The following is a 22,285-nucleotide window of genomic DNA, read 5'->3' as shown; positions in this document are numbered from 1 at the left end:
GGGGTCAGATCCCGCCCATCGAGAGGTATTTGATCTCGACGAAATCGTCGATGCCGTATTTCGAGCCCTCGCGCCCCAGGCCCGACTGCTTCATGCCGCCGAAAGGCGCCACGGCGGTCGAGGGCAGGGCGTCGTTGACCCCGACGATGCCGTATTCCAGCCCCTCGGCCACGCGCCAGCAGCGGCCGATGTCGCGCGCGTAGAAATAGGCGGCCAGGCCGAACTCGGTGTCGTTGGCCAGCGCGATGGCCTCGGCCTCGTCCGAGAACGAGAAGACCGGCGCCAGCGGGCCGAAGGTCTCTTCGCGCGCGACCTTCATCTGCGCCGTGGCGCCGTCGATGACGGTGGGTTCGAAGAACAGCCCGCCCAGCGCGTGACGCTTGCCGCCGACCACCAGGCGCCCGCCCTTGGCCAGCGCGTCGGCGATGTGCTCTTCGACCTTGGCCACGGCGGCCTCGTCGATCAGGGGGCCGGTGGTCACGCCTTCCTCCAGCCCGTCGCCCACGCGCAGGGCGCGCACGCGCTCGGCCAGGCGGGCGACGAAGGCCTCGCGCACGCTTTCCTGGACATAGATGCGGTTGGCGCAGATGCAGGTCTGGCCGGCGTTGCGGAACTTCGAGGCCATGGCCCCTTCGACCGCGGCGTCCAGATCGGCGTCGTCGAAGACGATGAAGGGCGCGTTGCCGCCCAGCTCGAGCCCCAGCTTCTTGATGTCATGGGCGCACTGGCGCATGAGCACGCGCCCGACCTCGGTCGAGCCGGTGAAGGTCAGCTTGCGCACCTTCTCGTTGGCGCACATCTCGTTGCCGATGGCCGAGGCGGACGACCCGCAGACGACGTTGAGCACCCCCGGCGGAAAGCCCGCGCGCTCGGCCAGCACGGCGATGGCGATGGCCGACAGGGGCGTCTGCTTGGCCGGCTTGCAGACCACCGTGCAGCCGACGGCCAGGGCCGGGCCGATCTTGCGCGTGATCATGGCGTTGGGGAAGTTCCAGGGCGTGATCGCCGCGACCACGCCGATGGGCTGCTTGAGCACGACGATTCGCTTGCCCGGCGCGGCGGGCGGGATCACGTCGCCATAGACGCGCTCGGCCTCGGCGGCGAACCATTTGAGAAAGCTTGCGCCGTAAAGGATCTCGCCGCGCGCCTCGGCCCAGGGCTTGCCCTGCTCGCTGGTCAGGATGGTGGCCAGGTCGTCGGCGTTCTCGACCATCAGGTCGTGCAGCTTCATCAACAGCGCGCCGCGCTCGGAAGCAAGCCTGGCCGCCCAGGGCTTTTGCGCCTCGTAGGCCGCGTCGATGGCGCGGCGGGTCTCCTCCGCGCCCAGATCGGCGCATTCGGCCACGGTCTGGCCGGTGGCGGGGTTGACCACCTTGAACGTCTTGCCGCCGGGACCGTCGGTCCAGACGCCGCCGACATAGGATCTGCCGGTCAGAAGGGTGGGGTCCTTGAGCTTCATTCGCAGCGCCTCCCAGGCTTGCCTTGGCGATCTTCGCCGCCAAGTCATAGCGCCGCGCACGTGGGCCGGCAAACCCCGCGCCGTCGATCGGGGGCGACGGCCGGCCCGGCGGGGGCGCCGGTCCGCGCCGCCCTCAGGCCGCGGCGCGGCGGGCCCTCTGGCGGCGAGCGGCGGCGGCCAGGCCCGCCAGCCCCATCGCCAGAAGCCCCAGCGCGCCGGGAACCGGGACCGGGTTCGGCGCAAGATCGGCGAAGCCGCTCGCCACCGCGCCCGTCGGGGCGCTCGTGACCGAAAAGCCCTTGATCGTCGCCGCCAACGGTCCGGCGATGTCGTCGACGGCATGGACCATCCAGCCGAACACGTCGCCGGGCGCGACCGCGAAGCTGATCGGGCCGGCGTCGGTCGCATCCGCCCCGCCAAGGTTGTGCTCGAGATGGTTGAGCGTGATGTAGAAAAAGTCCCAGCCGGGCCCCTCGGCGTCGAAGTTTCTCAGATCATACGAGAAATTCACGTAGCCGGCGTCCTGCGACGCGGCGGTGAACGAGATCCAGGCCGCTTCGCCGGTGTCGTCGTTGCAGCCGCCGATGTCGACCGACTGCGCGCCGTTGACGACGACGAGGCCCGATGCGCAGCCCAACGCGCCGTATCGGGTCACGGAGAAGTTCGAAAAGGCGTAGTCGCCGGTGAAATCGGTCACGGGCAGGGCGCTGGCGGCCTGGGCGCCAAGCCCCGTCGCGGCGGCAAGGGCGAAAAGAATGGGTCTGATCATCTCGATTCTCCGCATGGCGGGTTTCGCGCGACCCTGGCGGCGCAGGCCGGAAGGGTCGCGCCCTTGTTGACCTTGACCCGAGTTGAAACCAATCCGGTCGTTTCGCGCAACCGGCCGCGCGTTGACTTGCGCGCCCGCCTGTCCGAGAACTTGCCCGCACGGAAGGGGCGGCCGCGGGGCCGCCGCAGTCGGAGGATGGACATGAAGAAGGTCTACGGCTCGGCGCAGGAGGCGCTTGACGGCCTCCTGTTCGACGGAATGACCATCGCGGCGGGCGGATTCGGCCTGTGCGGCATTCCCGAGAACCTGATCGCGGCGATCCGCGACTCGGGCGTCAAGGATCTGACCATCGCCTCGAACAACGCGGGCGTGGATGATTTCGGCCTGGGGCTGCTGCTGCAGACGCGCCAGGTGCGCAAGATGATCTCGTCCTATGTGGGCGAGAACGCCGAGTTCATGCGCCAGTATCTGTCGGGCGAGCTGGAGCTGGAGTTCACGCCCCAGGGCACGCTGGCCGAGCGCATGCGCGCCGGCGGCGCTGGGATTCCGGGCTTCTACACCGCCACGGGGGTGGGCACCGTCATCGCCGAGGGCAAGGAGCACAAGGAGTTCGACGGCAAGACCTACATCCTCGAGCGCGCCATCGTGGCGGACCTGGCCATCGTCAAGGGCTGGAAGGCCGACGAGACCGGCAACATGATCTTCCGCAAGACGGCGCGGAACTTCAACGTGCCGGCGGCGAAATGCGGCCGCATCTGCGTCGCCGAGGTCGAAGAGATCGTGCCCGTCGGCAGCCTCGATCCCGACCACATCCACCTGCCCGGCATCTATGTGCACCGCCTGATCAAGGGCGATCACGAGAAACGCATCGAACAGCGCACCGTGCGCAAGCGCGAGGAGGCCTGAGCATGCCCTGGGACCGCAATCAGATGGCCGCGCGCGCGGCGCGCGAGCTCGAGGACGGCATGTATGTCAATCTGGGCATCGGCATTCCGACGCTGGTGGCCAACTACATTCCCGAGGGCGTGCACGTCACGCTCCAGTCCGAGAACGGCATGCTGGGCATCGGCCCCTTCCCCTACGAGGGCGAAGAGGACCCCGACCTGATCAACGCCGGCAAGCAGACGATCACCGAGCTGCCGCACTCGGCCTATTTCGACAGCGCCGAAAGCTTCGCCATGATCCGCGGCGGCAAGATCGCCATGGCGATCCTGGGCGCGATGGAGGTCAGCGAGACCGGCGATCTGGCGAACTGGATGATCCCCGGCAAGCTGGTCAAGGGGATGGGCGGCGCCATGGACCTGGTGGCCGGCGTCGGGCGCGTGGTGGTGGTGATGGACCACGCCAACAAGCACGGCCAGTCGAAGGTGCTGAAGGAATGCACCCTGCCGCTGACCGGCAAGGGGGTGGTCGACCGGATCATCACCAATCTGGGCGTTCTGGACGTGGTGGAGGGCGGCCTCAAGGTCGTCGAGCTGGCGCCCGGCGTCACCATGGACGAGCTGCGCGCCAACACCGAGGCGACGCTGGTCGAATGACGGCCGCGCCGGCGGCGCGCCGCGCGCCGCCGGCCTTCACGGCGCGGGCGGGCAAGGATCGCGCGGCCCGCGCGGCGGCGCGGAGCACAGCCGCTCGCCAAGGGCCGCGAAGGCGGCCAGGACCTTCGGAACATAAGCGCGGGTCTCGGGCCAGGGCGGCACGCCGCCATGGCTGATCACGGCGTTCTCGCCGGCATTGTAGGCGGCAAGCGCCAGCACCGCGTCCTCGTCGAACATCCGCAGCAGCATGTCCAGATAGGCGGCGCCGCCGGCGATGTTCTGCGCCGGGTCGAGCGGGTCGCGCACGCCGACGCGCCGCGCGGTGGCGGGCATGAGCTGCATCAGCCCGAGGGCGCCGGCGGGGCTGCGCGCATTTTCCCTCCCGCCCGATTCGACGGCGATCATCGCCATCAGCAACGCGCGCGAGACGCGCCGCCGGGCCTCGGCCCGAGTCAGCGCCAGGCCGTGCCGGCGCGCCACGTGCTCGAGGGCCTCGGGCTGGGGCGCGCGAACCGATTCGCGCGCGGACCGGGCCGCGGCCGCGAGCCGGTCGGGGCTTGCGGCCGACAGGCGCGGATCGATCCGGCGCCAGAACTCATCGACCGCGGCGGGCGCGGCCGCGGGCGGAGTCTCGAAGATGATTCGCCGCCGCGCGCCGGGCGCCGGCGGGCGCACGCGGCGAAACGAGAAATCCGATTCGAGCGGAGCGCTGCGCACGACCGGCAGGCCGGCCGCCTTCGCCGGCAGGCAGGCGGCGCCCGCGATGGCTGCAAAAAGATGCGCCGCTGCAATCATTTGGCGAGCCGCCCGGGGCGTCCACCCCCCGCCGCGCCGCGCGCCTCCGCCCCCGCGCCAGGATCCCGCGCCCATCATCCCGAATTCACGCCTTCCCGTTTGCGGCGAACCTCGCTATTCTGAACGCCAGCGTAACGACGGCGCGGGTTCGGCCGGAGAGTGTCCATGATGATTGTCGATTGCGTGGCGCGCAAGACGCCAAGGCGGTTCGTCGCATGCGAGAAGGGTGCGGTCACCGTCGATTGGGTTGTTCTGACCGCGATGGTTGTGGTCGCATTCATTTTCGCCGTGGGGCCGGTCTGGCTCGGCTTCGCCGACATCGTGGACGCCTCGGCAAGCGAGGTCAGCGCCTACGGCGTCAGCCTGTTCGGGGACTGAAGATTCGGGCGCGTTCCGCTTCGCCGTCAAGGCGGCATTCATAAACAGGTTCCCAAACGGATGATTCGCGGTTAGGCTTTCGGAGCGCGTCACGGCCGGCCGGGGGGCCGCCGGGGATGCCGCGATGAAGGCGCCCTGCGCCAAGCGTTCAAGTGAACGGCGTTCATGTGGAACGTCGTGGTGTGCATCGGAAGGAAGCAACATGAACTGGATCATTTCGAAGCTCCGTCGCGCCGTGACCGACGAGTCCGGCGCCGTGACCGTGGACTGGGTCGTGCTGACCGCCGCGGTGGTCGTGCTGGCGATCGGCGCCATCAGCGTGCTGGACGGTCAGATCTCGTCGCTGGTCAGCAGCATCTCGACCGAGCTTCAGTACTCGAACGTGACCGGCGGCTGACGCCGTCGCCTCGCGATCCGCGGCAGGGTGACTTGCGCCCCGCCCTGGTGTAAGAACGAAAGCCGCCCGCGCCATCCGCGTCGGGCGGCTTTTCGCGAAGGACGTGACCCATGCGTATGATCGCCATCCTCGTGTTGCTGGCGGGCTTCGCCCTTGCGGGCGGATCGGTCTACTACATGTACGGCATGTTCAAGCAGGCTCAGGCCCAGCTTGCGCAGCAGCCCAAGATCAGGACCATCCCGACGGTCAAGATCGCGGTGGCGGCCAAGGATCTGCGCTATGGCGAGCCGCTGACCGAGAAAAGCGTGCGCATGGTCGAATGGCCCAAGAACGCCGCGCCGGCCAACGGCTTTCAGCGGCTCGAGGACCTGTTCGTCGAGGGCGGCGAGCCGCGCACGGTGCTGCGCCGCATGGAGCCGAACGAGCCGATCCTGAAGTCCAAGGTCACCGGCTTCGGCGAGAAGGCGACCGTCGCCGCGCTGCTCGATCCGGGGATGCGGGCGCACACCTTTCAGGTCAACGCGGTGTCGTCGATCGGCGGCTTCATGCTGCCCGGCACGCGGATCGACGTGATTCTGACCTACAAGGACCGCAACGAGGGCATCAAGACCAAGTATCTGATGCAGAACATCGAGGTGATCGCGGTCGACCAGGACACCGACCGCGACCGAATCGACGCCCGGGTCGCGCGGACGGTGACGGTTCAGGTCACCCCGCGCCAGGTCGAGCAGCTGACCCTGGCGCAGAGCCTGGGCAAGATCACGCTGGCGCTGCGCGGCTTCGGCGCCCAGGACGTCTCGGACGCCGAGGGAATCACGCGCGAAGATCTTCTGGGCGACGAGCCCGAAGCGGTCGCGGACGCGCCGGCCGCGCCCGAGCCCGAAGAGCTGAAGGTCAAGGTGCGTCGCGGCGCCGCGGAGCTGCAAAGCGTGACCGTCGAATGATGGCCGGATTCGCCAAATTCTGAACCTGATCTGAAGAAAATCGGGAAACTTCCCGAGCTTCTCTTCGTAAACCCTTGAATGCTTGTGTTTAACGCAGGCGTTGCTAAAGTCTGCGATGTATCGATGCGTGTGGCGTGATTGTGGTCATGCGCGGGCCTGCCTCTGGGAGAGCGAGTATGAATGTGTTGCGTGCAGCATGTGTGGCGGCGGCCCTGGCCGTCGTCGCGGCGTCGGGCGGAGCCGATGCGCAGTCGTCGGTGTTGAGAGTCGCGCAGGGGGCCGCGTCGCGGGACCTGGCCGTGGATGTGAACCGGGCGGTGGTGCTTGAGGCGGCCGAGCCCTTCGCCGAGGTGTCGGTGGCCAATCCGGGCATCGCCGACGTGGCCGCGCTTTCGAACAGGACGATCTACGTCCTGGGCAAGCAGCCCGGCCGCACCACGCTGACGCTGCTGGGCGCGGGCGGGCGGCTGATCGCCAATCTGACCATCCGCGTCTCGCCCGACCTGGCCGAGCTCAAGACCCGCCTGCGCGAGATCCTGCCCGGCGAGCCCATCGAGGTGCGCGCCGCCAACAACGGGATCGTGCTTTCGGGCACCGTCTCGGGCGTGGCCAAGCTGGCGCGCGCCATGGAGCTGGCCGAGCGCTACGCCCCGGGCCGCGTGTCGAACATGATGAATGTGGGCGGCACGCAGCAGGTCATGCTCAAGGTCCGCTTCGCCGAGGTGCAGCGCAGCGCGTCCAAGGAGCTGGGCTTCAACTGGGCGCTGGGCTTCACCGCCGGCAATTTCGGCCTGAACACGAACACGGGCGACTATATCGGCGGCGTCAACGTCCCCGGCCGTCCGGTGCCCGGCGGGAGCGGCGGCGCGGGCCTGTCCACCTCATACACGCCCTCGGGTTCGCCCGACGGCCTCGTGCGCCTGGGCTTCGCCGCGGGCGGCTTCGTGGCCAACCTGGCCATCGACGCGATGGAATCGAAGGGCCTTGCGCGCACGCTGGCCGAGCCGAACCTTGTGGCCCTGTCGGGCGACAACGCCACCTTCCTGGCGGGCGGCAACTATCCCATCCCCGTGCGCTCGGATGACGGCATCTCGGTCGAATACCGGCCCTTCGGCGTCAGCCTGTCCTTCACGCCCACGGTGGTGGACGACGATCTGATCAATCTCGAGCTCGAGGCCGAATCGAGCGCCATCGACAACAGCATCGTGGTCCAGAGCGCCGGCTTCACCTACAACGGCTTCTCGACCCGCCGCTCGAAGACCACCATCGAGCTGCGCGACGGCGAGAGCTTCGCCATCGCCGGCCTGCTGCAGGACGACTTCATCGACAACGCCAACCAGATCCCGTGGCTGGGCGACGTTCCGGTGCTGGGCACGCTTTTCCGCTCGAGCGACTACCAGCGCCGCCAGACCGAGCTGGTGATCATCGTCACCGCGCATCTCGTCACCCCGACGGCGGGCGAGGCGCTGAGCCTTCCGACCGATCGCATCGCGATCCCCGACGAGTCGGAGCTGTTCCTGTTCGGCAAGCTTGAAGGCCCGGCGGGCGCGGTCGCCGCCGGCGGCTTCGAGGGCGCCTATGGCTATGTGATGGAGTGATGAAGATGACGCGTATTGTCATTGCCGCGGCGCTGGGCGCCGCAACGCTGCTGTCGGCCTGCGCCGACCGTCCCGCCGGTTCGGCCGCCACGGGGGCGTCCTTCGGCGCCGCGACCGCCTCCAACGTCATCGGCCAGGCGGCCTACGCCTATGCCGACCGGCGCCTGGTGGCCATGTCGGACAAGTTCCGCGCCGAGGCGCCCGACACCGTGACCTTCGATTTCGACAAGGCGGTTCTGGACGCGGACGCGCGCCGCGCGCTGGACGCGCAGGCGGCGTGGCTCAAGGCGCATCCGAAGGTGCGCATGCGCATCTATGGCCATGCCGACAAGGTCGGCTCCGAGGCCTACAACGACCGCCTCGGCCTGCGCCGCGCCCGCGCGGTGGTGCGCTACCTGGTCTCGAAGGGGGTCGAGCGCAACCGCCTCGACGCGGTCGAAAGCCGCGGCGAGCGCGAGCCCGTCGTGCCCACCGAGGAGCGCGAGCGCCGCAACCGTCGCGCGGTCACCGAAGTGGCCGGGTTCGAGCGCGGCTATGTCGGCGATCCGATGGACGGCAAGCGCGCCCTGCTCGGTTACAAGGAATACACCTTCGACCGCATAGAATTCGCCAAGGCCACCTCGACGGCCGGCGGCGGCTGATCCCGGAGGCCGGGCCGATGGCGGCCCGGCCCGTGTTGCGCGCGGCGCCGGCCGCGCGCGGCGTTCAGGTCGGGCGCGCCGCGCGCGCCCCGGCCCCGCGTCATCAAGCGAAGGCTGTGACCCATGCAGTTGCGTCGAATCAAGTCCAGGCCCGTCGAGCTTTACGCGGTGGCGGACAATTTCGCGGTCTTCCAGGCGATCGGCGACGAGCTGCGCGGCGAGTTCCCCGACGATTCCTGGGCGCCGATCGGCTATGCCGAGATGCGCAAGCTTCTCGCCGCCGGCGCGCCCGAAACGCTCGAGGCCGTGCTGGTGGGGGTGGACGCGGCCGATGAGGGCCGCGTGAAGGAGATCGCGACCCTGATCGCCGCGGTCAAGGCGGCGGGTCTGCCCGTGATCCTTCTGGCCAAGGACATCGGCCCGGCGGCCATGCATGCGCTGATGCGCGCGGGCGCGGACGATTTCCTGCCCTATCCGACCCCCGAGGGCGCGCTGGCCGAGACCATGGAGCGCCTGCGCAACCGCGACGCCGCGGCCGAGATGGGGCAGGGCAAGGGCCGCGGGCGGCGCGGCGTGGTGCTGCCGGTCTACGGCGTGTCGGGCGGCGTCGGCTCGACGACCTTCGCGGTGAACCTGGCGTGGGAGCTGGCGCTCGAGACGCGCAAGGCCAACAAGCGCGTCTGCATCATGGATTTCGATTTCCAGTATGGCTCGGTGGCCACCTATCTGGACCTGCCGCGCCTCGAATCGATCTTCGAGCTGCTTTCGGAAGCCGAGGCCATGGACCATGACAGCCTGGCTTCGGCGCTCACCAGCTTCCAGAAGCGGCTGGCGGTGCTGACCGCGCCGATGGACGCGCTGCCGCTCGACATCATCGGGCCCGAGGACGTCAAGAAGCTGCTTTCGCTGGCCACCCACTCCTACGACTTCGTGGTGGTGGACATGCCCACCACCCTCACCCACTGGACCGAGACGCTGCTGCACGCGGCCGAGCGCTTCTTCGTGTCCATGGAGATCGACATGCGTTCGGCCCAGAACATGCTGCGCTTCCTGCGCACGCTCAAGGCCGAGGATCTGCCGATCGAGAAGCTGGACTTCATCATGAACCGCGCGCCGGGCTTCGCCGACATGTCGGGCAAGGCGCGGGTCAAGCGGATGGCCGAAAGCCTGGGCATCGAATACTCGATCATGCTGCCCGACGGCGGCAAGACGGTGACGCAGGCCTGCGACCATGGCTCGCCGCTCGAGATCTACGCGCGCTCGAACCCGCTGCGCAAGGAGATCCGCCGCGTCGCGCGCACGCTGTCCGAAAGCGTTGCCGCCGCGCAGGCGGCGATCGCGTAAGGAGGCCGCATGTTCAAGCGTTACGCCAAGACCGCTCCGCCGCCGCCCATCGCCCGCAAGACCGAGGAGGAGCCCGGCCGCCTGCGCAAGGCCGCCGCCGCCGCGTCGCCCGACGCCGCCGAGGTGTCGCGCGAGGCCAAGCGTCGCCAGCGCCTTCTGACCATCAAGGTCGATCTGCACCGCCGCCTGCTCGAGACGCTCAACCTGTCGATCATCGACAAGGTGCCCGAGGCCGAGCTGCGCCGCGAGGTCGCCGCCATCGCGCGCGAGGGGCTGCGCGAGATGGGCGTGGTGCTCAGCGCCGCCGAGGCCGAGCAGCTGACCTCGGAGCTGATGGACGAGGTGACGGGCCTCGGTCCGCTCGAGCCGCTGCTCAAGGACGAGACCATCACCGACATTCTCGTCAACGGCCACAAGCAGGTCTTCGTCGAACGTTTCGGCAAGCTTCAGCTGACGGATGTCGAGTTCAAGGACGAAAAGCACCTGCTGCGCGTGATCGACAAGATCGTCTCGGCCGTGGGCCGGCGCGTGGACGAGAGCCAGCCCTGGGTGGACGCGCGCCTGGCCGACGGCAGCCGCGTCAACGCGCTGGTGCCGCCCTGCGCGGTGGACGGGCCGCTGCTGTCGATCCGCAAATTCTCGAAAAAGCCGCTGTCGATCGACAAGCTGATCGCCAACGGCGCCTTCACCGAAGAGATGGCCGCCTATCTGCAGGCCGCCGTGGCCACGCGGCTGAACATCCTGGTGTCGGGCGGCACGGGCTCGGGCAAGACGACCACGCTCAACGCGCTGTCCAGCTTCATCGACAACAACGAGCGCATCGTCACCATCGAGGACACGGCCGAGCTTCAGCTGCAGCAGACCCATGTGGGCCGCATGGAAAGCCGCCCGCCCAACGTCGAGGGCAAGGGCGAGGTCACGCAGCGCGACCTTCTGCGCAACGCGCTGCGCATGCGCCCCGACCGCATCATCGTGGGCGAGACCCGCGGCGCCGAGGTCATGGACATGCTTCAGGCCATGAACACCGGCCATGACGGCTCGATGACCACGATCCACGCGAACAACCCGCGCGACGCCACCGCGCGCGTCGAGAACATGATGCTGATGGCCGGCGTCGAGATCCCGCTGCGGGCGGTGCGCGCGCAGATCGCCTCGGCGATCCACGTCATCGTGCAGGTCTCGCGCCTGTCGGACGGCTCGCGGCGCATGATGTCGATCTCCGAGATCACGGGCATGGAGGGCGACGTCATCGCCATGCAGGAAATCTTCAAGTTCCAGCGCGAGGGCGTGGACGCTGACGGCCGCATCATCGGCCATTTCGTGGCCACCGGCATCCGCTCGGCCTTCGCCGAGCGCTTCAAGCAGTGGGGCTACGACCTGCCCAACGACATCTACAAGCCCAACCGGCGCCTGGGCTGATCGGAGGAGACGCGCCGCATGTCGCTCGAGCCGCTGGTTTTCGCCTTCGTATTCATCGGGGTCCTCCTGATGGTCGAGGGCCTGTATCTTCTGGCCTTTGGCAAGTCCGTCCGTCAGGCCAAGAAGGTCAACCGGCGCCTTCAGCTGCTCGAGCAGGGGGGCGACCCCGAAGAGGTCCTGACCCAGCTGCGCAAGGAGCGCGAGCAGCACGAGGGGGCCGCGTCGGTTCCGCTGCTGGCGCCGCTGTTCGACTACGCCGCCAAGGCCAACATCGCCTGGTCGCCGGCCATGATCACGCTGATCATGCTGGCGGCGATGGGCCTGTCCTACCTGGCGCTGAGCTGGTTCTCGAGCGCCGCGCAGGCGGTGCGCATTCCGGTGGCGGTCATGATGGGCTACTTCATCATGTTCGTGTGGCTGCGCAACCGCGCCAAGAAGCGCATCGCCCTGTTCGAAGAGCAGCTGCCCGACGCGGTCGAGCTGATGGTGCGTTCGCTGCGCATCGGCCACCCGTTCTCGGCCGCGATCTCGATCGTGGCGCAGGAAATGCCCGACCCCATCGGCACCGAGTTCGGCATCATCGCCGACGAGGCGACCTACGGCATGGACGTGACCGAGTCGCTCGACCGGCTGGCCCAGCGGGTCGAGCTGCAGGACTTGCGCTTCCTGGCGGTGGCGGTGATGATCCAGAGCCAGTCGGGCGGCAACCTGGCCGAGATCCTGGAGGGCCTGTCCAACGTCATCCGCGCGCGCTTCAAGCTGTTCCGCAAGATCAAGGCCATCACCGCCGAGGCGCGCTGGTCCGGCTGGTTCCTGTCGGTCTTCCCGGTGCTGGCGCTGATCGTGGTGCAGCTGGTCAAGCCCGACTACTACGACGGCGTCGTGGACCATCCGCTGTTCGTGCCCGCGACCATCGCGGTGGCCGTCATGCTCGTGCTGAACGTCATCTTCATGCGCATGATGGTCAACATCAAGGTCTAGGGGAGGGCGGATGGCGCGCGTGCGACATGCAAGGTTGATCGCCGCCGCGGCGGCGCTGGCGCTGGGGGCCGCGGGCGCCCTGGCGCAGCAGGCCGCGCCGACGCCCATCGTGCCGGCCAGCGCGCCGGCGGCGGGCGGAGGCTCGATTCCCGACCTCATCATCGCCTTTCTGACGCGCGCCTTCGGCCCCCTCGGCCCGGTCTATGCGCTGGCCGCCCTGGCCGCCTTCCTGATCGCCTCGGCCACGCCGCTCCTACTGAAGAAGAAGCAGGACCCGATCGAGAAGCTGGGCCGCCCGCACATCAACATGCGCGGGCTCAAGTCGCGCAGCGAGCAGGTGGTCAAGCTGCGCTACGACCAGGGGTCCAGCAAGCTGGAGGCCCTGGCCCCGTATCTCGAGCCCAAGGACGAGGCCGAGCTCAGCTCGATCCGGCACACGCTGCTGCAGGCGGGCTATCGCTCGCGCAGCGCGGTGCGCACCTTCTACCTGGCGCGCGGTCTGTTCGCGCTGCTGTTCGTGCTTCTGGCCATCGGCTATCTGAGCCTGCGCAAGGACGGCGTCGAGCCGGCCACCTACCTGATGGTCGCCGGCGGCGCGATGGGGCTGGGCTATCTGGCGCCGTCCTACTGGGTGACGCGGCGCAAGCAGCAGCGCCAGGAAGAGATCAGCAACGGCTTTCCCGACGCGCTCGACCTGATGCTGATCTGCGTCGAGGCGGGGCAGTCGCTGGACCAGGCGCTGATGCGCGTCTCGAAGGAGATCAAGCACGCCCATGGTTCGCTGGCCGAAGAGTTCGAGATCATCTCGAGCGAGATGCGCGCGGGCAAGGACCGCGCGACGGTGCTGCGCGACTTCGCCAAGCGCACGGGCGTGAACGACGTGTCCAGCTTCGTAACCGTTCTGGTGCAGTCGGCCACCTTCGGCACCTCGGTCGCCGAGGCGCTGCGGGTCTATGCGGCCGAGATGCGCGACAAGCGGCTGATGCGGGCCGAGGAGAAGGCCAACGTTCTGCCCACCAAGCTGACGCTGGGGACCATGATGTTCACGGTGCCGCCGCTGATGCTGATCCTGATCGGCCCGTCGCTGGTCGACATCGTCAACGCGCTGACCGGGTTCGGCCGATGACGCGGGCGGCGCGCGCGCTGTGCGCGGCGCTGGCCGCCGCGGCCTTGGCGGGCTGCGCGCCCGCCCCCGGCCCGACGGCGCGCGCCGCCGCCTCGCCGGCCATCCCGCCCCAGGGCGTCGGCGCGGCCGAGCATGGCCTGCGCCTGCTGGCCGAGGGGCAGGCGGAACCGGCGCTCAAGGCCTTTCGCCTGGCCATGGCGCAAGAGGGGGCGACCCCTCGCGTCCTGGCGGGGCTGGGCGTGGCGACCTTGCGGCTTGGGCGCGTGCGTCAGGCGCGCCGCATCTTCGCGCGGGGGGTCGAGCTTTACCCGGACGATGCGATGCTGCGCAACAATCTGGGCGCGACGCTGTTCGATCTGGGCGACTATGCCGGCGCCCGCCGCCAGTTCGAGGCCGCCTTCGCCCTGACCGACGGCGCGCGCGGCGACATCGCGGCGAACGCGGCCATCGCCATGCAGGCCGAACAGGCGCGCCTTGCCGGCGCCGAGCCGCCCGAGCGGCGCGAATACGACGTCGTGCCCCTTGGCGGGGGCCTTTACATCATGACCCGCGAAGGAGAGCTTCCCTCATGATCGCCCGCAGCGCAGCGCGCGGACTTGCCGCCTTCGTCCTGCTCGGCCTTCTGTCGGCTTGCGCCCAGCAGGGGGCGCAGGACGCGAAGACCGCAAGGCTCGACACGAACCCGATCGACAATCTGAACCTGAACGACATCATGCTCACGGTCGCGGATGCCGAGGATGCGGTCGAGTATTTCCGCAAGACCCTGGCCCAGAACCCCGACCGCGAGGATCTTCAGCGCGGCTACGCCTATGCGCTGATGCGCGCGCGCAAGTATCCCGAGGCGCGTCTCGCCTTCCGCGCGCTGATCGAGGCGGGGCGCGCGCAGCCGGCCGACCGGGTCGAATACGCCCATGCGCTGGCCCGGCTCGAACAGTGGGACGACGTGGCCGCGCAGCTTGCGCTCTTGCCCGAGGGCTTCGTTTCGGCGCGGCGCCTGATGCTCGAGGCCCTTCTGGCCGATCATCGCCGCGACTGGGCGGCCGCGGACGCCGCCTATGAGCGCGCGCGCCAGATGGCGGCCCAGCCCGCGCCGGTCTACAACAACTGGGGCGTGTCGAAGATGGCGCGCGGCGATTTCGCCGGCGCCGAAGAGGCGTTCGAAAAGGCGCTGACCTATGATCCGTCGCTGTTCAGCGCCAAGAACAATCTGGCGCTGACCTACGGGCTGCAGCGCCGCTACCGCCTGCCCCTGGTGTCCATGACCGATGAGGAGCGCGCGATCCTCAAGCACAATCTGGGCCTTCTGGCCCTGCGTCAGGGCGACAAGGCGGTGGCGCGCGGCCTGTTCGCCGAGGCGGTCGAGGCCCATCCGCGTCATTTCGAGGCGGCGGCGGCCAAGCTTGCCGCGCTTGACGAGTAGCGTGATGCGGGGGGCGCGGCGCTGCGCGGCCGCCGCGCCCGGCCCCGCCGGCGTCATGGCCGCGCAGGAGCGTTCGCCGCGTGATGACCCTGCCTTCCCTCGACGCGCCCGAGGCGGCGCTGCTCCCCGTCCTCGGCCCGCTCATGCTGGCGGCGATGTGGTGGGATCTGCGGCGGATGCGCATTCCCAACTGGCTGACCGGGGCGACGGCGGCGCTGTTCGCGCCTTTCGCGTTCTGGGCGCTGGGCGCGGAAGAGGTCCAGGCGCGCGCGCTGGGCGCGCTGGCGGTGCTGGCGGCGTGCTATGCGTTCTTCTTCTTCGGCCGCATGGGCGGCGGCGACGCCAAGCTGCTGGCGGCCTGCGCGTTGTTCGTGCGGCCCGACGACGCGGCCGCCGCGTTGTTCCTGCTGGCGTTCTGGCTGGGGGTGGGCCTGGCGGCGCTGATGGCGGCGCGCGCGGCGCTTGAGGGGCGCGCGCGCAGCTGGAAGGCGTTGCGCCGCGGCGCGCATTTCCCCATGGGCGTTTCGATCGGCGCGGCGATGATCAGCTATCTGATCCTGCGCGCGCGCGCGCCCGACGTGCCGGCGCCCTTCTGGCTCTGGGGTTAGCGATCACGGAACGACTCGTTCGAAGATCGTCCAGTGCGGCAGGTCCAGCGCCGGGCGAAGGGGGATGCCCGCGGCGGCGATCTCGTCGATGATGCGGTTGCGGGCCTTGGGCGCAGCCGGACAGGTTGAGACGGCCAGAAGGTCCATGGTCTCGAGCGCCGGTCCCAGCGGCGCATAGGCCCAGAGCTGGGCGCCCTTTTGCGGCGGCGCGCCGGCCGCCCACCAGACCGGGTTGATGAGATCGGCGGTCAGCACCGTGCGCCCGCGCAGCGCGGGTTGGGACGCGATCGCCGCGCCGGCCATGCTCACGAGCCGCTCGAAGCCGCGCGACGCCGAGCAGGCGTTGAAGCGGCGCCCGGCCAGGCTGCGCGGGCCCTCGTCCGCGTCCTCGGCGTCGTCGTCGCCCGCCTCGCCTTGCCTTGGCCGGGGGGGCTCGAGCATGATCTGGCCGCGGATCTCGCCGCGGGCGTCCTCGAAGAAGATGCCCGGCGCGCCGGCGTCGGCGAACAGCGCGGCGTGGCGTTCCTCGGTCACGGCCCAGCCGCTGAACAGGCTGCGCTGGAAGGCCAGCAGGGTCGGGGCCTGCGTCGCCACGATCCACAGCGCCAGCGCCCGCATCGCCGTCGGGGCCGGGGCGCCGAAGAAGCGCGCGCCCGGCCTCGACCTGTGCGCCGCCGCCGCCAGGACCGGCGCGGCGACCAGCGCGCCCATCATGGCGTTGCCGAAATTCTGCCAGGCGATCAGCACGATGGACAGGGACGCCGCCGCCATCATCAGCGCCTCGCGCCGCAGGCCGCACAGCTGCAGCGCGCGCGCCGCGGCCACCAGCGCCAGCGTGACCGGCGCGCCGGCGGGGGTGGTGGCCAGCTGCAGCGGCCCCATGCCCGGCGCCGGGCGCACGTCCGAGCGCGCCGCGCTCCACAGATCGCCCGCATAGCCCAGCGCGGCCTGCAACGCCATGCTCCACCCCGCCGAGGCGACGAAGATCGCCGCGGCGGCCGCAAGCCCGACGCCCATCGCCCAGCCCAGCGCCCGCCAGCGCCCCCAAAGCGCGGCCCACATGAGCGCCGCGGGCGCGAGGAAGGCAAGGTAGGTGACCTTGAGGGTCAGCAGGGCGGCGCCGGCCAGGCCCAGCGCCGCCCCGTCCCCAAGGTCAAGGCCCCGGCCACGGCGCGGCGTCAGCAGCAGGATCGGCGCGGTCGCCAGGAACAGCGCCCAGGCCCAGCGGTTGTAGTGCATGGCCATGGTCGGCGCGTAGGCCGTCGCCGACCATGCCGCCGCCGTGGCGAACAGCATCGCCGCCGCGCCCAGCCAGAACGCGGACGCCACGCTCAGCCGCGTGCGCGCCAGCCACAGGATGAAGGGGATGATCGCGGCGGCGGCCGTCGCCTGCCCGAACGCCAGCGCGCGCGCGGGCGGCGCGTCCCACATGGCGATGGGCAGGAAGCCGAGCGGACCGAGCGGGGTCGAGAAATCGACGTTCGGAATCTGCCCCAGCCGGATCCGCGCCAGCCCGTCGAGCAGATGCAGCATGTCGCCCCCAAGCTGCTGCACCGCCAACTGTCCGGGCAGCGCCAGCGCGGCCGCCATCAAGGCCCCCGCCGCGCCCAGCCCCAGCGCCAGCCCCGCCAGCGCGGCCGCGCCGGGCGGCGGGTCGTCGGGCGCGGCGTCGCGGGCGGCAACGGGGGGGACGCGGGGATCGGTCATCGGGCGGCTCCGGGCATTGAACGCGAACGGCCCCGTGATAGCAGATTTCGCCGCGCGGGCGCGCGATTTCGCATGTCGATGACGCTTGCGCAGCCGCGCCGCTTCCGGTTGACTCGGAGCGCGCGGAGCTTTCCCCCTCGCGCGCAAGAGTTCCGCTTTGCAATCGGGAAACGGGTGCGTCATGACCGTGCAGACCAGCGATTTCGCCTTCTCGCCCGCGGCGCCGGCCACCATCGAGGAAACCGGGCTGAGCCGCGAATTCCTCGTCGATCTGTGCCTCAAGGTCATCTATCGGCGCGGTCTGACCACCATGACCGACGTGTGCAAGGCGGTGCGCCTGCCCGGCGTGGTCATGTCCGAGCTGTTCCAGACCATGCGCGACGATCGCCTTCTGGCGACGCTTGGCCAGCTGGGCGGGAACATGCGCTCGGAAATGCGCTACGAGCTGACGGACAAGGGCCGCTCCTGGGCGGTCGAATCGCTGGCGCGTCAGGACTATGCGGGGCCTTGCCCGGTGACGCTCGAAAGCTTTCGCCGCGCGGTGGCGGCGCAGTCGGTCAAGTCGCGCCGCATCTCGAAGGAGCGGCTCGAGCAGAGCTTCGGCGACCTGGTCCTGCCCGAGGGGCTGCTCGGCCGGCTCGGACCGGCGGTGAATTCGGGCCGCTCGATCCTGCTCTACGGCCCGCCCGGCAACGGCAAGTCCAGCTACGCCCACGCCCTTGCGCGCGCCATGGAGGGCGACATCCTGGTGCCCTACGCGATCTATGTCGACGGCGACATCATCCTCTACTTCGACCCGAACGTGCACCGCCCGCTGGACGATCCGGACGACATCCGCCTCGAGGACATCTACGGCTCGGACGCGCCGGACCTGCGGTTCATCGAGTGCGTGCGCCCCACCGTGGTCACCGGCGCCGAGCTGACCGTCGACATGCTGGACCTGCGCTACAACCCCGCCAGCCGCACCTATCAGGCGCCGCTGCACATGAAGGCGTCGAACGGCGTGTTCATCGTCGACGACCTGGGCCGCCAGCGCGAGACGCCGCAGCAGCTCATCAACCGTCTGATCGTGCCGATGGAAGAGGGGGTGGACTACCTGTCGCTGATCTCGGGGCTGAGCTTCCAGGTGCCGTTCGACACGCTGATGATCTTCTCGACCAACATCGCGCCGACGCAGCTGGTCGACGGCGCGGGCCTGCGGCGCATCTACTACAAGATCCTGGTCGACCGCCCCAAGCGCGAGGAGTTCGTGAAGATCTTTCTGCGCCAGTGCCGCCGCTACGGCGTCGCGCCCGACGAGGCTGCGCTCAACCACATCATCAACGAGCTCTACGGCAACAGCGACATCACCTATTCCGCCTATCACGCGCCCTATCTGATCGACCAGACGCTGGCCGCGTGCGACTATCACGGCGAGCCGCGGGCGCTGAAGATCCCCTATCTGGACGAGGCGTGGGACAATCTCTACGTCGACGAAAGCGTCTGACCGCCGCGGTCAGCGCAGCGCGGCGGTCACGGCGCGGAAGAAGGCGGCGGCCTCGTAATTCGCGCGCCGGTCCTCCTTCATGAAGTTGCGGTCGGCCGAGGTCTTGACGATCACCACCCGCTCGGGCCGGTTGACGTAGATCCACTGGCCGTAGACGCCGCGCGCGACCATCTCGCCCGGCGCGGCGTCGGGGGGAATCCACCAGTGCAGGCCATAGCCGTAGCGCTCGGTCGAGCCCGGGGCGGGCGGCGGCGCGCTGGGCCGGCCCATCGCGTCGATCCATTCGGCGGGCACGATCCGGCGCCCGTTCCACGCGCCGCCCTCGGCGATCAGAAGGCCGAAGCGCGCATAGTCGCGCGCGCGCGCGTTCAGCCCGCCCAGCGCGAAGGCCGCGCCGTGCCCGTCGGTGACGAAGCGCGCCTCGGCCTCGGCGCCCATCGGGCCCCACAGCTTTTCGGACAGGTATTGCGGCAGGCTGCGCCCGGTGGCGCCGCGCAGCGCCATCGCCAGCGCATGGGTGTCCACCGAGACGTAGCGGAAGTTCTCGCCCGCCGGCGCGACGCGCCTTTCCTGCCCGGCGGCGAACGCGTCCATCGAGCCGCCCAGCGCCAGCGTGCGCCCCATCTTGTTGATGTCCGAGTTGAAGTCGGCGTAGTTCTCGTCGAAATCGACGCCCGAGGACATGTGCAGCAGGTCGCGGATGCTCACGCCCCCGTAGGCGCCCTGCGCCAGGGCGGGGGCGTATTTGTCGGCCGGATCGTCGATCGAATCGATCGCCCCCTCGGCCAGCGCCACGCCGATCAGCGTCGCGGTCACCGACTTGGCCATGGACCACGAGATGCGCAGGTTCTCTGGGCGCGTGCCGAGCCGGTAGCTTTCATGCGCGATGCGCCCGTCCTTGAGCACGATCAGCGCCGTGGTCGCCGAGCGCGCCAGGTAGTCCTCGACGCGCTCCTCGCCCCAGTCATGGCGGAAGGTCTGGGGCAGGGGCCGCGGATCGGCCGGCAGCGGCCGCACCGGACCGTCGCCGCGCGGGACCGGCACGGTCCAGAACAGCCGGTCCATGTGCATGAAGTTGTCGACGATCCGGTCCTCGGCGAACAGCGTGTTGACGCGGTAAAGGCGCGCCAGCTCGTCGCGCTTCCACACCAGCGCCGCGCCCGCCAGCGCCGCCGCGGCCAGCGCGACGCGCCCGATCAGCTTCCATTTGACGCGCATGCGATCGCTCCCTTCCTTCGACGCGCTCAGGCTGCGAGGAAAGCGGCGACCTCGTCAAGGAACTCTTGGGGCTTTTCGGCATGAAGCCAGTGCCCCGCCCCGGGGATGGCGGCGAAGCGCGCCTGCGGGAACAGGGCGCGGATGCGCGCGCGCCCGGCCTCGGTCACATAGTTTGAGCGCTCGCCCGACACGAACAGCGCCGGGCCGTCGAAGCGGCGCGCGTCCAGCGCCTCGGGCCAGTCCATGATGTCGGGCAGGGCGCGCTCGAGCGCCTCGAGGTTGAGCTTCCAGCGCGCGCCGTCGGGGCCTGCGGCCAGGCTTTGCAGCAGGAAGGCGCGCATGGCGCGGTCCTCGAGCCGCTCGGCCAGCTGCGCGTCGGCCTCGGCGCGCCGGCGCACGCGCGACAGGTCCACGGCGCGCATGGCCTCGATGTAATGCGCATGCGAATGGCCGTAGCGCACGGGCGCGATGTCGGCCACGACCAGCCGGCGCACCAGTTCCGGCCGCAGCAGCGCCAGGGCCATGGCCGCCTTGCCGCCCATCGAATGGCCCAGCACGTCGGCCGGCGCGCCCAGCGTCTCGATCGAGTCGGCCAGGTCCTGCGCCATGTCCTGATAGGTTTGCGTGGGCGCGCGGGGGCTGTCGCCGTGATTGCGCATGTCGACCGCCGCCACGCGCCGGCCCTGCGCCAGCCTGCGCGCCAGGGTGTTCCAGTTGCGGGCCGACCCGAACAGCCCGTGGGCGATGAGCAGCGGCGGGCGCGTCGCGCGGTCTTCGGGTTCCGCGATCAGGGCGTTGAGCTGCATGGCCTCCTCCGGTTGCGCGGCCAGCTTTACCCGCCGCCCCGGCGCGCTTCAACCGCGGCGGGGGTCAGAGCATGAAATGCCCCGCATGCAGCGCGTCGACGTCCACATGCTCGAAGATCGCCGTCCAGTCGCCGATGGTGAGCGTCGCGCCCTCGGGGCCGTCCTGCACGGTCGGCGTCTCGGTCAGGCCGAAGGCGCGCAGGATCAGGCGGTCTTCGCTCGGGTCGAAGTCGAGAATGCGGTCGGTCCCGTCGCCCGGCGCGAAGATGAACGCATCGGCCCCGGCGCCGCCGGACAGAAGGTCGTCGCCCGCGCCGCCGCGCAGCCGGTCGGCCCCGGCCCCGCCCGAGAGGCGATCGTTTCCGTCGCCGCCGTCCAGCGCGTCGGCCCCGGCGCCGCCGGACAGCAGATCGTCGCCCGCGCCGCCCAGCAGCGCGTCGGCGCCCGCCTGGCCCATGAGCGCGTCGGCGCCGTCGGCGCCTTGCAGCGAATCCTTGCCCGCGCCGCCGCGCAGAACGTCGTCGCCGGCGCCGCCATGGATGCGGTCGCGGCCCGGGCCGCCCAGCAGCGCGTCGTCATCCGCGCCCCCGGCCAGGTGGTCGTCGCCGCCGTCGCCGCTCAGGCGGTCGCGCCCCGCGCCGCCCTCCAGCCGGTCGGCGCCGCGCCCGCCCTCGAGCCGGTCGTCGCCCGCGCCGCCGCGCAGAAGGTCCGCGCCGTCGCCGCCGATCAGGCGGTCGTCGCCGCCGCGCCCGGCCATCACGTCGCCATGCGCGCCGCCCTCGAGCAGATCGGCGCCCGCCCCGCCCCGGATCGGCTCGGGCGCCGGCGCGGCCTCGAGCGTCAGGTCGAATTCCGAGATCTCGAGCCAGCCCTGACCGCCCGTGATCTCGGCGCCCAGCTCCACATCCATCAGCCACAGATCGCCGTCCAGAACCCCGCCCGCGATCAGGTGATCGAGCGCGGCGCCGATGTCCACGCGGCCGGCCTTGACCGGCTCTTGCGTCAGGAAGGCGGCGTAGGTCCAGTCATGCGGGTCGTCCGCGTCCTCGGGGCGGATCGAGAGCAGATAGCTGGCCCCGTCCAGCTCCGAGCTTCCGGCCGCCCCGCCCGCGGGCGAAAAGGCGGCGGGCTTGAGCCAGATCATCACCTCATGCGTGATGGCGCCGGCGCCCGACAGCGGATCGGACGAGATCCAGATGTCGAGCGCGACGTTGAAGCCGCCTTCGTCTCCGCCCCAGTCCAGCGCGTAGTCGAGCGTCAGCGATTCGACGGCCTCGAGCCGCACCGGCATGCCGGCGCCCCCCTCCTGCGCGCGGTTGAAGGGGCGCTGGCCCGCGAACACGGCCGGAAAGGCCATGACGCGGCGCGGATCGGCCTCGGGCCAGCTCCAGTCGAAGCGCACCCTGTCGGCCAGCGAGTCGCCATGGCGCACGGTCTGGGCGTAGTCCGTCCCGTTGACCAGCGCGCCGCGCCCCCATGTGTTGTTGATCACGGCCGCATCGTCCAGCGCAGCCCATGCGCCGTCCGCGGCAAGCATGCGTTCCATGCCGGCCCCACCCATGTTTCCCATTCACCCGCGCCCAGCATCGCGCGAAGGGCTGGCCAAACCGTTAAGGGCGGGCGATGCGCGCTTTTCAACGCCGCCCCCGCG

At 70.2% G+C, this 22,285-nt stretch carries 22 protein-coding genes; 15 read left to right on the top strand and 7 right to left on the bottom strand.

Annotated features, from left to right (window positions below; all coding sequences use genetic code 11):
- Positions 1-4: 4 nt before the first annotated feature.
- Together BMW67_RS11670 and BMW67_RS11665 are read right to left on the bottom strand one after the other, a co-directional pair.
- Positions 5-1,459, bottom strand: coding sequence for an NAD-dependent succinate-semialdehyde dehydrogenase (locus tag BMW67_RS11670; protein ID WP_083581406.1), 1,455 nt, complete (start codon positions 1,457-1,459; stop codon positions 5-7).
- Between the two features lie 133 nt (positions 1,460-1,592).
- Positions 1,593-2,228, bottom strand: a complete 636-nt coding sequence (locus BMW67_RS11665; protein WP_072747722.1) for a hypothetical protein — start codon at positions 2,226-2,228, stop codon at positions 1,593-1,595.
- Positions 2,229-2,429: 201 nt separating this feature from the next.
- On the opposite strand from BMW67_RS11665, the gene BMW67_RS11660 reads away from it, so the two are divergent.
- Positions 2,430-3,134 carry a CoA transferase subunit A gene (locus tag BMW67_RS11660; RefSeq protein ID WP_072747812.1) on the top strand — a complete coding sequence of 235 codons (705 nt, stop codon included), beginning with the start codon at positions 2,430-2,432 and terminating at the stop codon, positions 3,132-3,134.
- 2 nt (positions 3,135-3,136) lie between these two features.
- Positions 3,137-3,766, top strand: coding sequence for a CoA transferase subunit B (locus tag BMW67_RS11655; protein ID WP_072747721.1), 630 nt, complete (start codon positions 3,137-3,139; stop codon positions 3,764-3,766).
- Between the two features lie 36 nt (positions 3,767-3,802).
- Here BMW67_RS11655 and BMW67_RS11650 read toward each other — a convergent pair whose 3' ends face one another.
- Positions 3,803-4,561 carry a lytic transglycosylase domain-containing protein gene (locus BMW67_RS11650; RefSeq protein ID WP_072747720.1) on the bottom strand — a complete coding sequence of 253 codons (759 nt, stop codon included), beginning with the start codon at positions 4,559-4,561 and terminating at the stop codon, positions 3,803-3,805.
- A 165-nt stretch (positions 4,562-4,726) separates the two neighbouring features.
- On the opposite strand from BMW67_RS11650, the gene BMW67_RS11645 reads away from it, so the two are divergent.
- From BMW67_RS11645 to BMW67_RS11590, 12 genes are all read left to right on the top strand, one after another.
- On the top strand, positions 4,727-4,939 hold the full coding sequence (locus tag BMW67_RS11645) for a Flp family type IVb pilin (protein ID WP_072747719.1): 213 nt from the start codon (positions 4,727-4,729) through the stop codon (positions 4,937-4,939).
- Positions 4,940-5,141: 202 nt separating this feature from the next.
- Positions 5,142-5,336 (top strand): hypothetical protein, encoded by a 195-nt coding sequence (locus tag BMW67_RS11640; RefSeq protein ID WP_072747718.1) that lies wholly within the window; start codon positions 5,142-5,144, stop codon positions 5,334-5,336.
- A gap of 110 nt (positions 5,337-5,446) precedes the next feature.
- A complete protein-coding gene (gene cpaB, locus BMW67_RS11635) occupies positions 5,447-6,280 on the top strand; it encodes a Flp pilus assembly protein CpaB (RefSeq protein ID WP_072747717.1) in 834 nt (277 codons plus the stop codon).
- A 176-nt stretch (positions 6,281-6,456) separates the two neighbouring features.
- Complete coding sequence (locus BMW67_RS11630) at positions 6,457-7,878, top strand: type II and III secretion system protein family protein (protein WP_072747716.1); 1,422 nt, start codon at positions 6,457-6,459, stop codon at positions 7,876-7,878.
- A gap of 5 nt (positions 7,879-7,883) precedes the next feature.
- Positions 7,884-8,519 carry an OmpA family protein gene (locus BMW67_RS11625; RefSeq protein WP_091764244.1) on the top strand — a complete coding sequence of 212 codons (636 nt, stop codon included), beginning with the start codon at positions 7,884-7,886 and terminating at the stop codon, positions 8,517-8,519.
- Positions 8,520-8,642: 123 nt separating this feature from the next.
- Positions 8,643-9,863, top strand: a complete 1,221-nt coding sequence (locus BMW67_RS11620; protein WP_072747714.1) for a CpaE/TadZ family protein — start codon at positions 8,643-8,645, stop codon at positions 9,861-9,863.
- A gap of 9 nt (positions 9,864-9,872) precedes the next feature.
- On the top strand, positions 9,873-11,282 hold the full coding sequence (locus tag BMW67_RS11615) for a TadA family conjugal transfer-associated ATPase (protein WP_072747713.1): 1,410 nt from the start codon (positions 9,873-9,875) through the stop codon (positions 11,280-11,282).
- Between the two features lie 18 nt (positions 11,283-11,300).
- Positions 11,301-12,263 carry a type II secretion system F family protein gene (locus BMW67_RS11610; RefSeq protein ID WP_072747712.1) on the top strand — a complete coding sequence of 321 codons (963 nt, stop codon included), beginning with the start codon at positions 11,301-11,303 and terminating at the stop codon, positions 12,261-12,263.
- Between the two features lie 10 nt (positions 12,264-12,273).
- Positions 12,274-13,389: a type II secretion system F family protein gene (locus BMW67_RS11605; protein WP_083581404.1), complete on the top strand. Its 1,116-nt coding sequence runs from the start codon at positions 12,274-12,276 to the stop codon at positions 13,387-13,389.
- Positions 13,386-13,961 (top strand): tetratricopeptide repeat protein, encoded by a 576-nt coding sequence (locus tag BMW67_RS11600; protein ID WP_072747711.1) that lies wholly within the window; start codon positions 13,386-13,388, stop codon positions 13,959-13,961. Before BMW67_RS11605 ends, BMW67_RS11600 begins: the two co-directional genes overlap by 4 nt.
- Positions 13,958-14,809 (top strand): tetratricopeptide repeat protein, encoded by an 852-nt coding sequence (locus BMW67_RS11595; RefSeq protein WP_072747710.1) that lies wholly within the window; start codon positions 13,958-13,960, stop codon positions 14,807-14,809. Before BMW67_RS11600 ends, BMW67_RS11595 begins: the two co-directional genes overlap by 4 nt.
- An 83-nt stretch (positions 14,810-14,892) precedes the next feature.
- Entirely contained in the window at positions 14,893-15,417 is a 525-nt protein-coding gene (locus BMW67_RS11590; protein WP_072747709.1) for a prepilin peptidase, read from the top strand.
- A 3-nt stretch (positions 15,418-15,420) separates the two neighbouring features.
- On the opposite strand, the gene BMW67_RS11585 is transcribed toward BMW67_RS11590, so the two are convergent.
- A complete protein-coding gene (locus tag BMW67_RS11585) occupies positions 15,421-17,124 on the bottom strand; it encodes a hypothetical protein (protein ID WP_072747708.1) in 1,704 nt (567 codons plus the stop codon).
- 181 nt (positions 17,125-17,305) lie between these two features.
- Between BMW67_RS11585 and BMW67_RS11580 the strand changes: the two genes are divergently transcribed.
- Positions 17,306-18,610: an ATP-binding protein gene (locus BMW67_RS11580; RefSeq protein WP_072747707.1), complete on the top strand. Its 1,305-nt coding sequence runs from the start codon at positions 17,306-17,308 to the stop codon at positions 18,608-18,610.
- A gap of 9 nt (positions 18,611-18,619) precedes the next feature.
- Here the strand turns inward: BMW67_RS11580 and BMW67_RS11575 are convergent, their stop codons facing one another.
- The 3 genes from BMW67_RS11575 to BMW67_RS11565 all read right to left on the bottom strand — a co-directional run bounded on the left by BMW67_RS11575 (position 18,620) and on the right by BMW67_RS11565 (position 22,180).
- On the bottom strand, positions 18,620-19,828 hold the full coding sequence (locus tag BMW67_RS11575) for a serine hydrolase domain-containing protein (protein ID WP_072747706.1): 1,209 nt from the start codon (positions 19,826-19,828) through the stop codon (positions 18,620-18,622).
- 26 nt (positions 19,829-19,854) lie between these two features.
- Positions 19,855-20,634, bottom strand: coding sequence for an alpha/beta fold hydrolase (locus tag BMW67_RS11570; protein ID WP_072747705.1), 780 nt, complete (start codon positions 20,632-20,634; stop codon positions 19,855-19,857).
- Between the two features lie 64 nt (positions 20,635-20,698).
- On the bottom strand, positions 20,699-22,180 hold the full coding sequence (locus tag BMW67_RS11565) for a GH12 family glycosyl hydrolase domain-containing protein (RefSeq protein ID WP_177174506.1): 1,482 nt from the start codon (positions 22,178-22,180) through the stop codon (positions 20,699-20,701).
- Positions 22,181-22,285: the final 105 nt, after the last annotated feature.

Origin of the sequence: Oceanicella actignis (assembly GCF_900111545.1) — a bacterium.
Classification (GTDB): domain Bacteria; phylum Pseudomonadota; class Alphaproteobacteria; order Rhodobacterales; family Rhodobacteraceae; genus Oceanicella; species Oceanicella actignis.
Note: the sequence above shows the minus strand (reverse complement) of the source record. Positions and strands in the feature narration are given on the sequence as shown.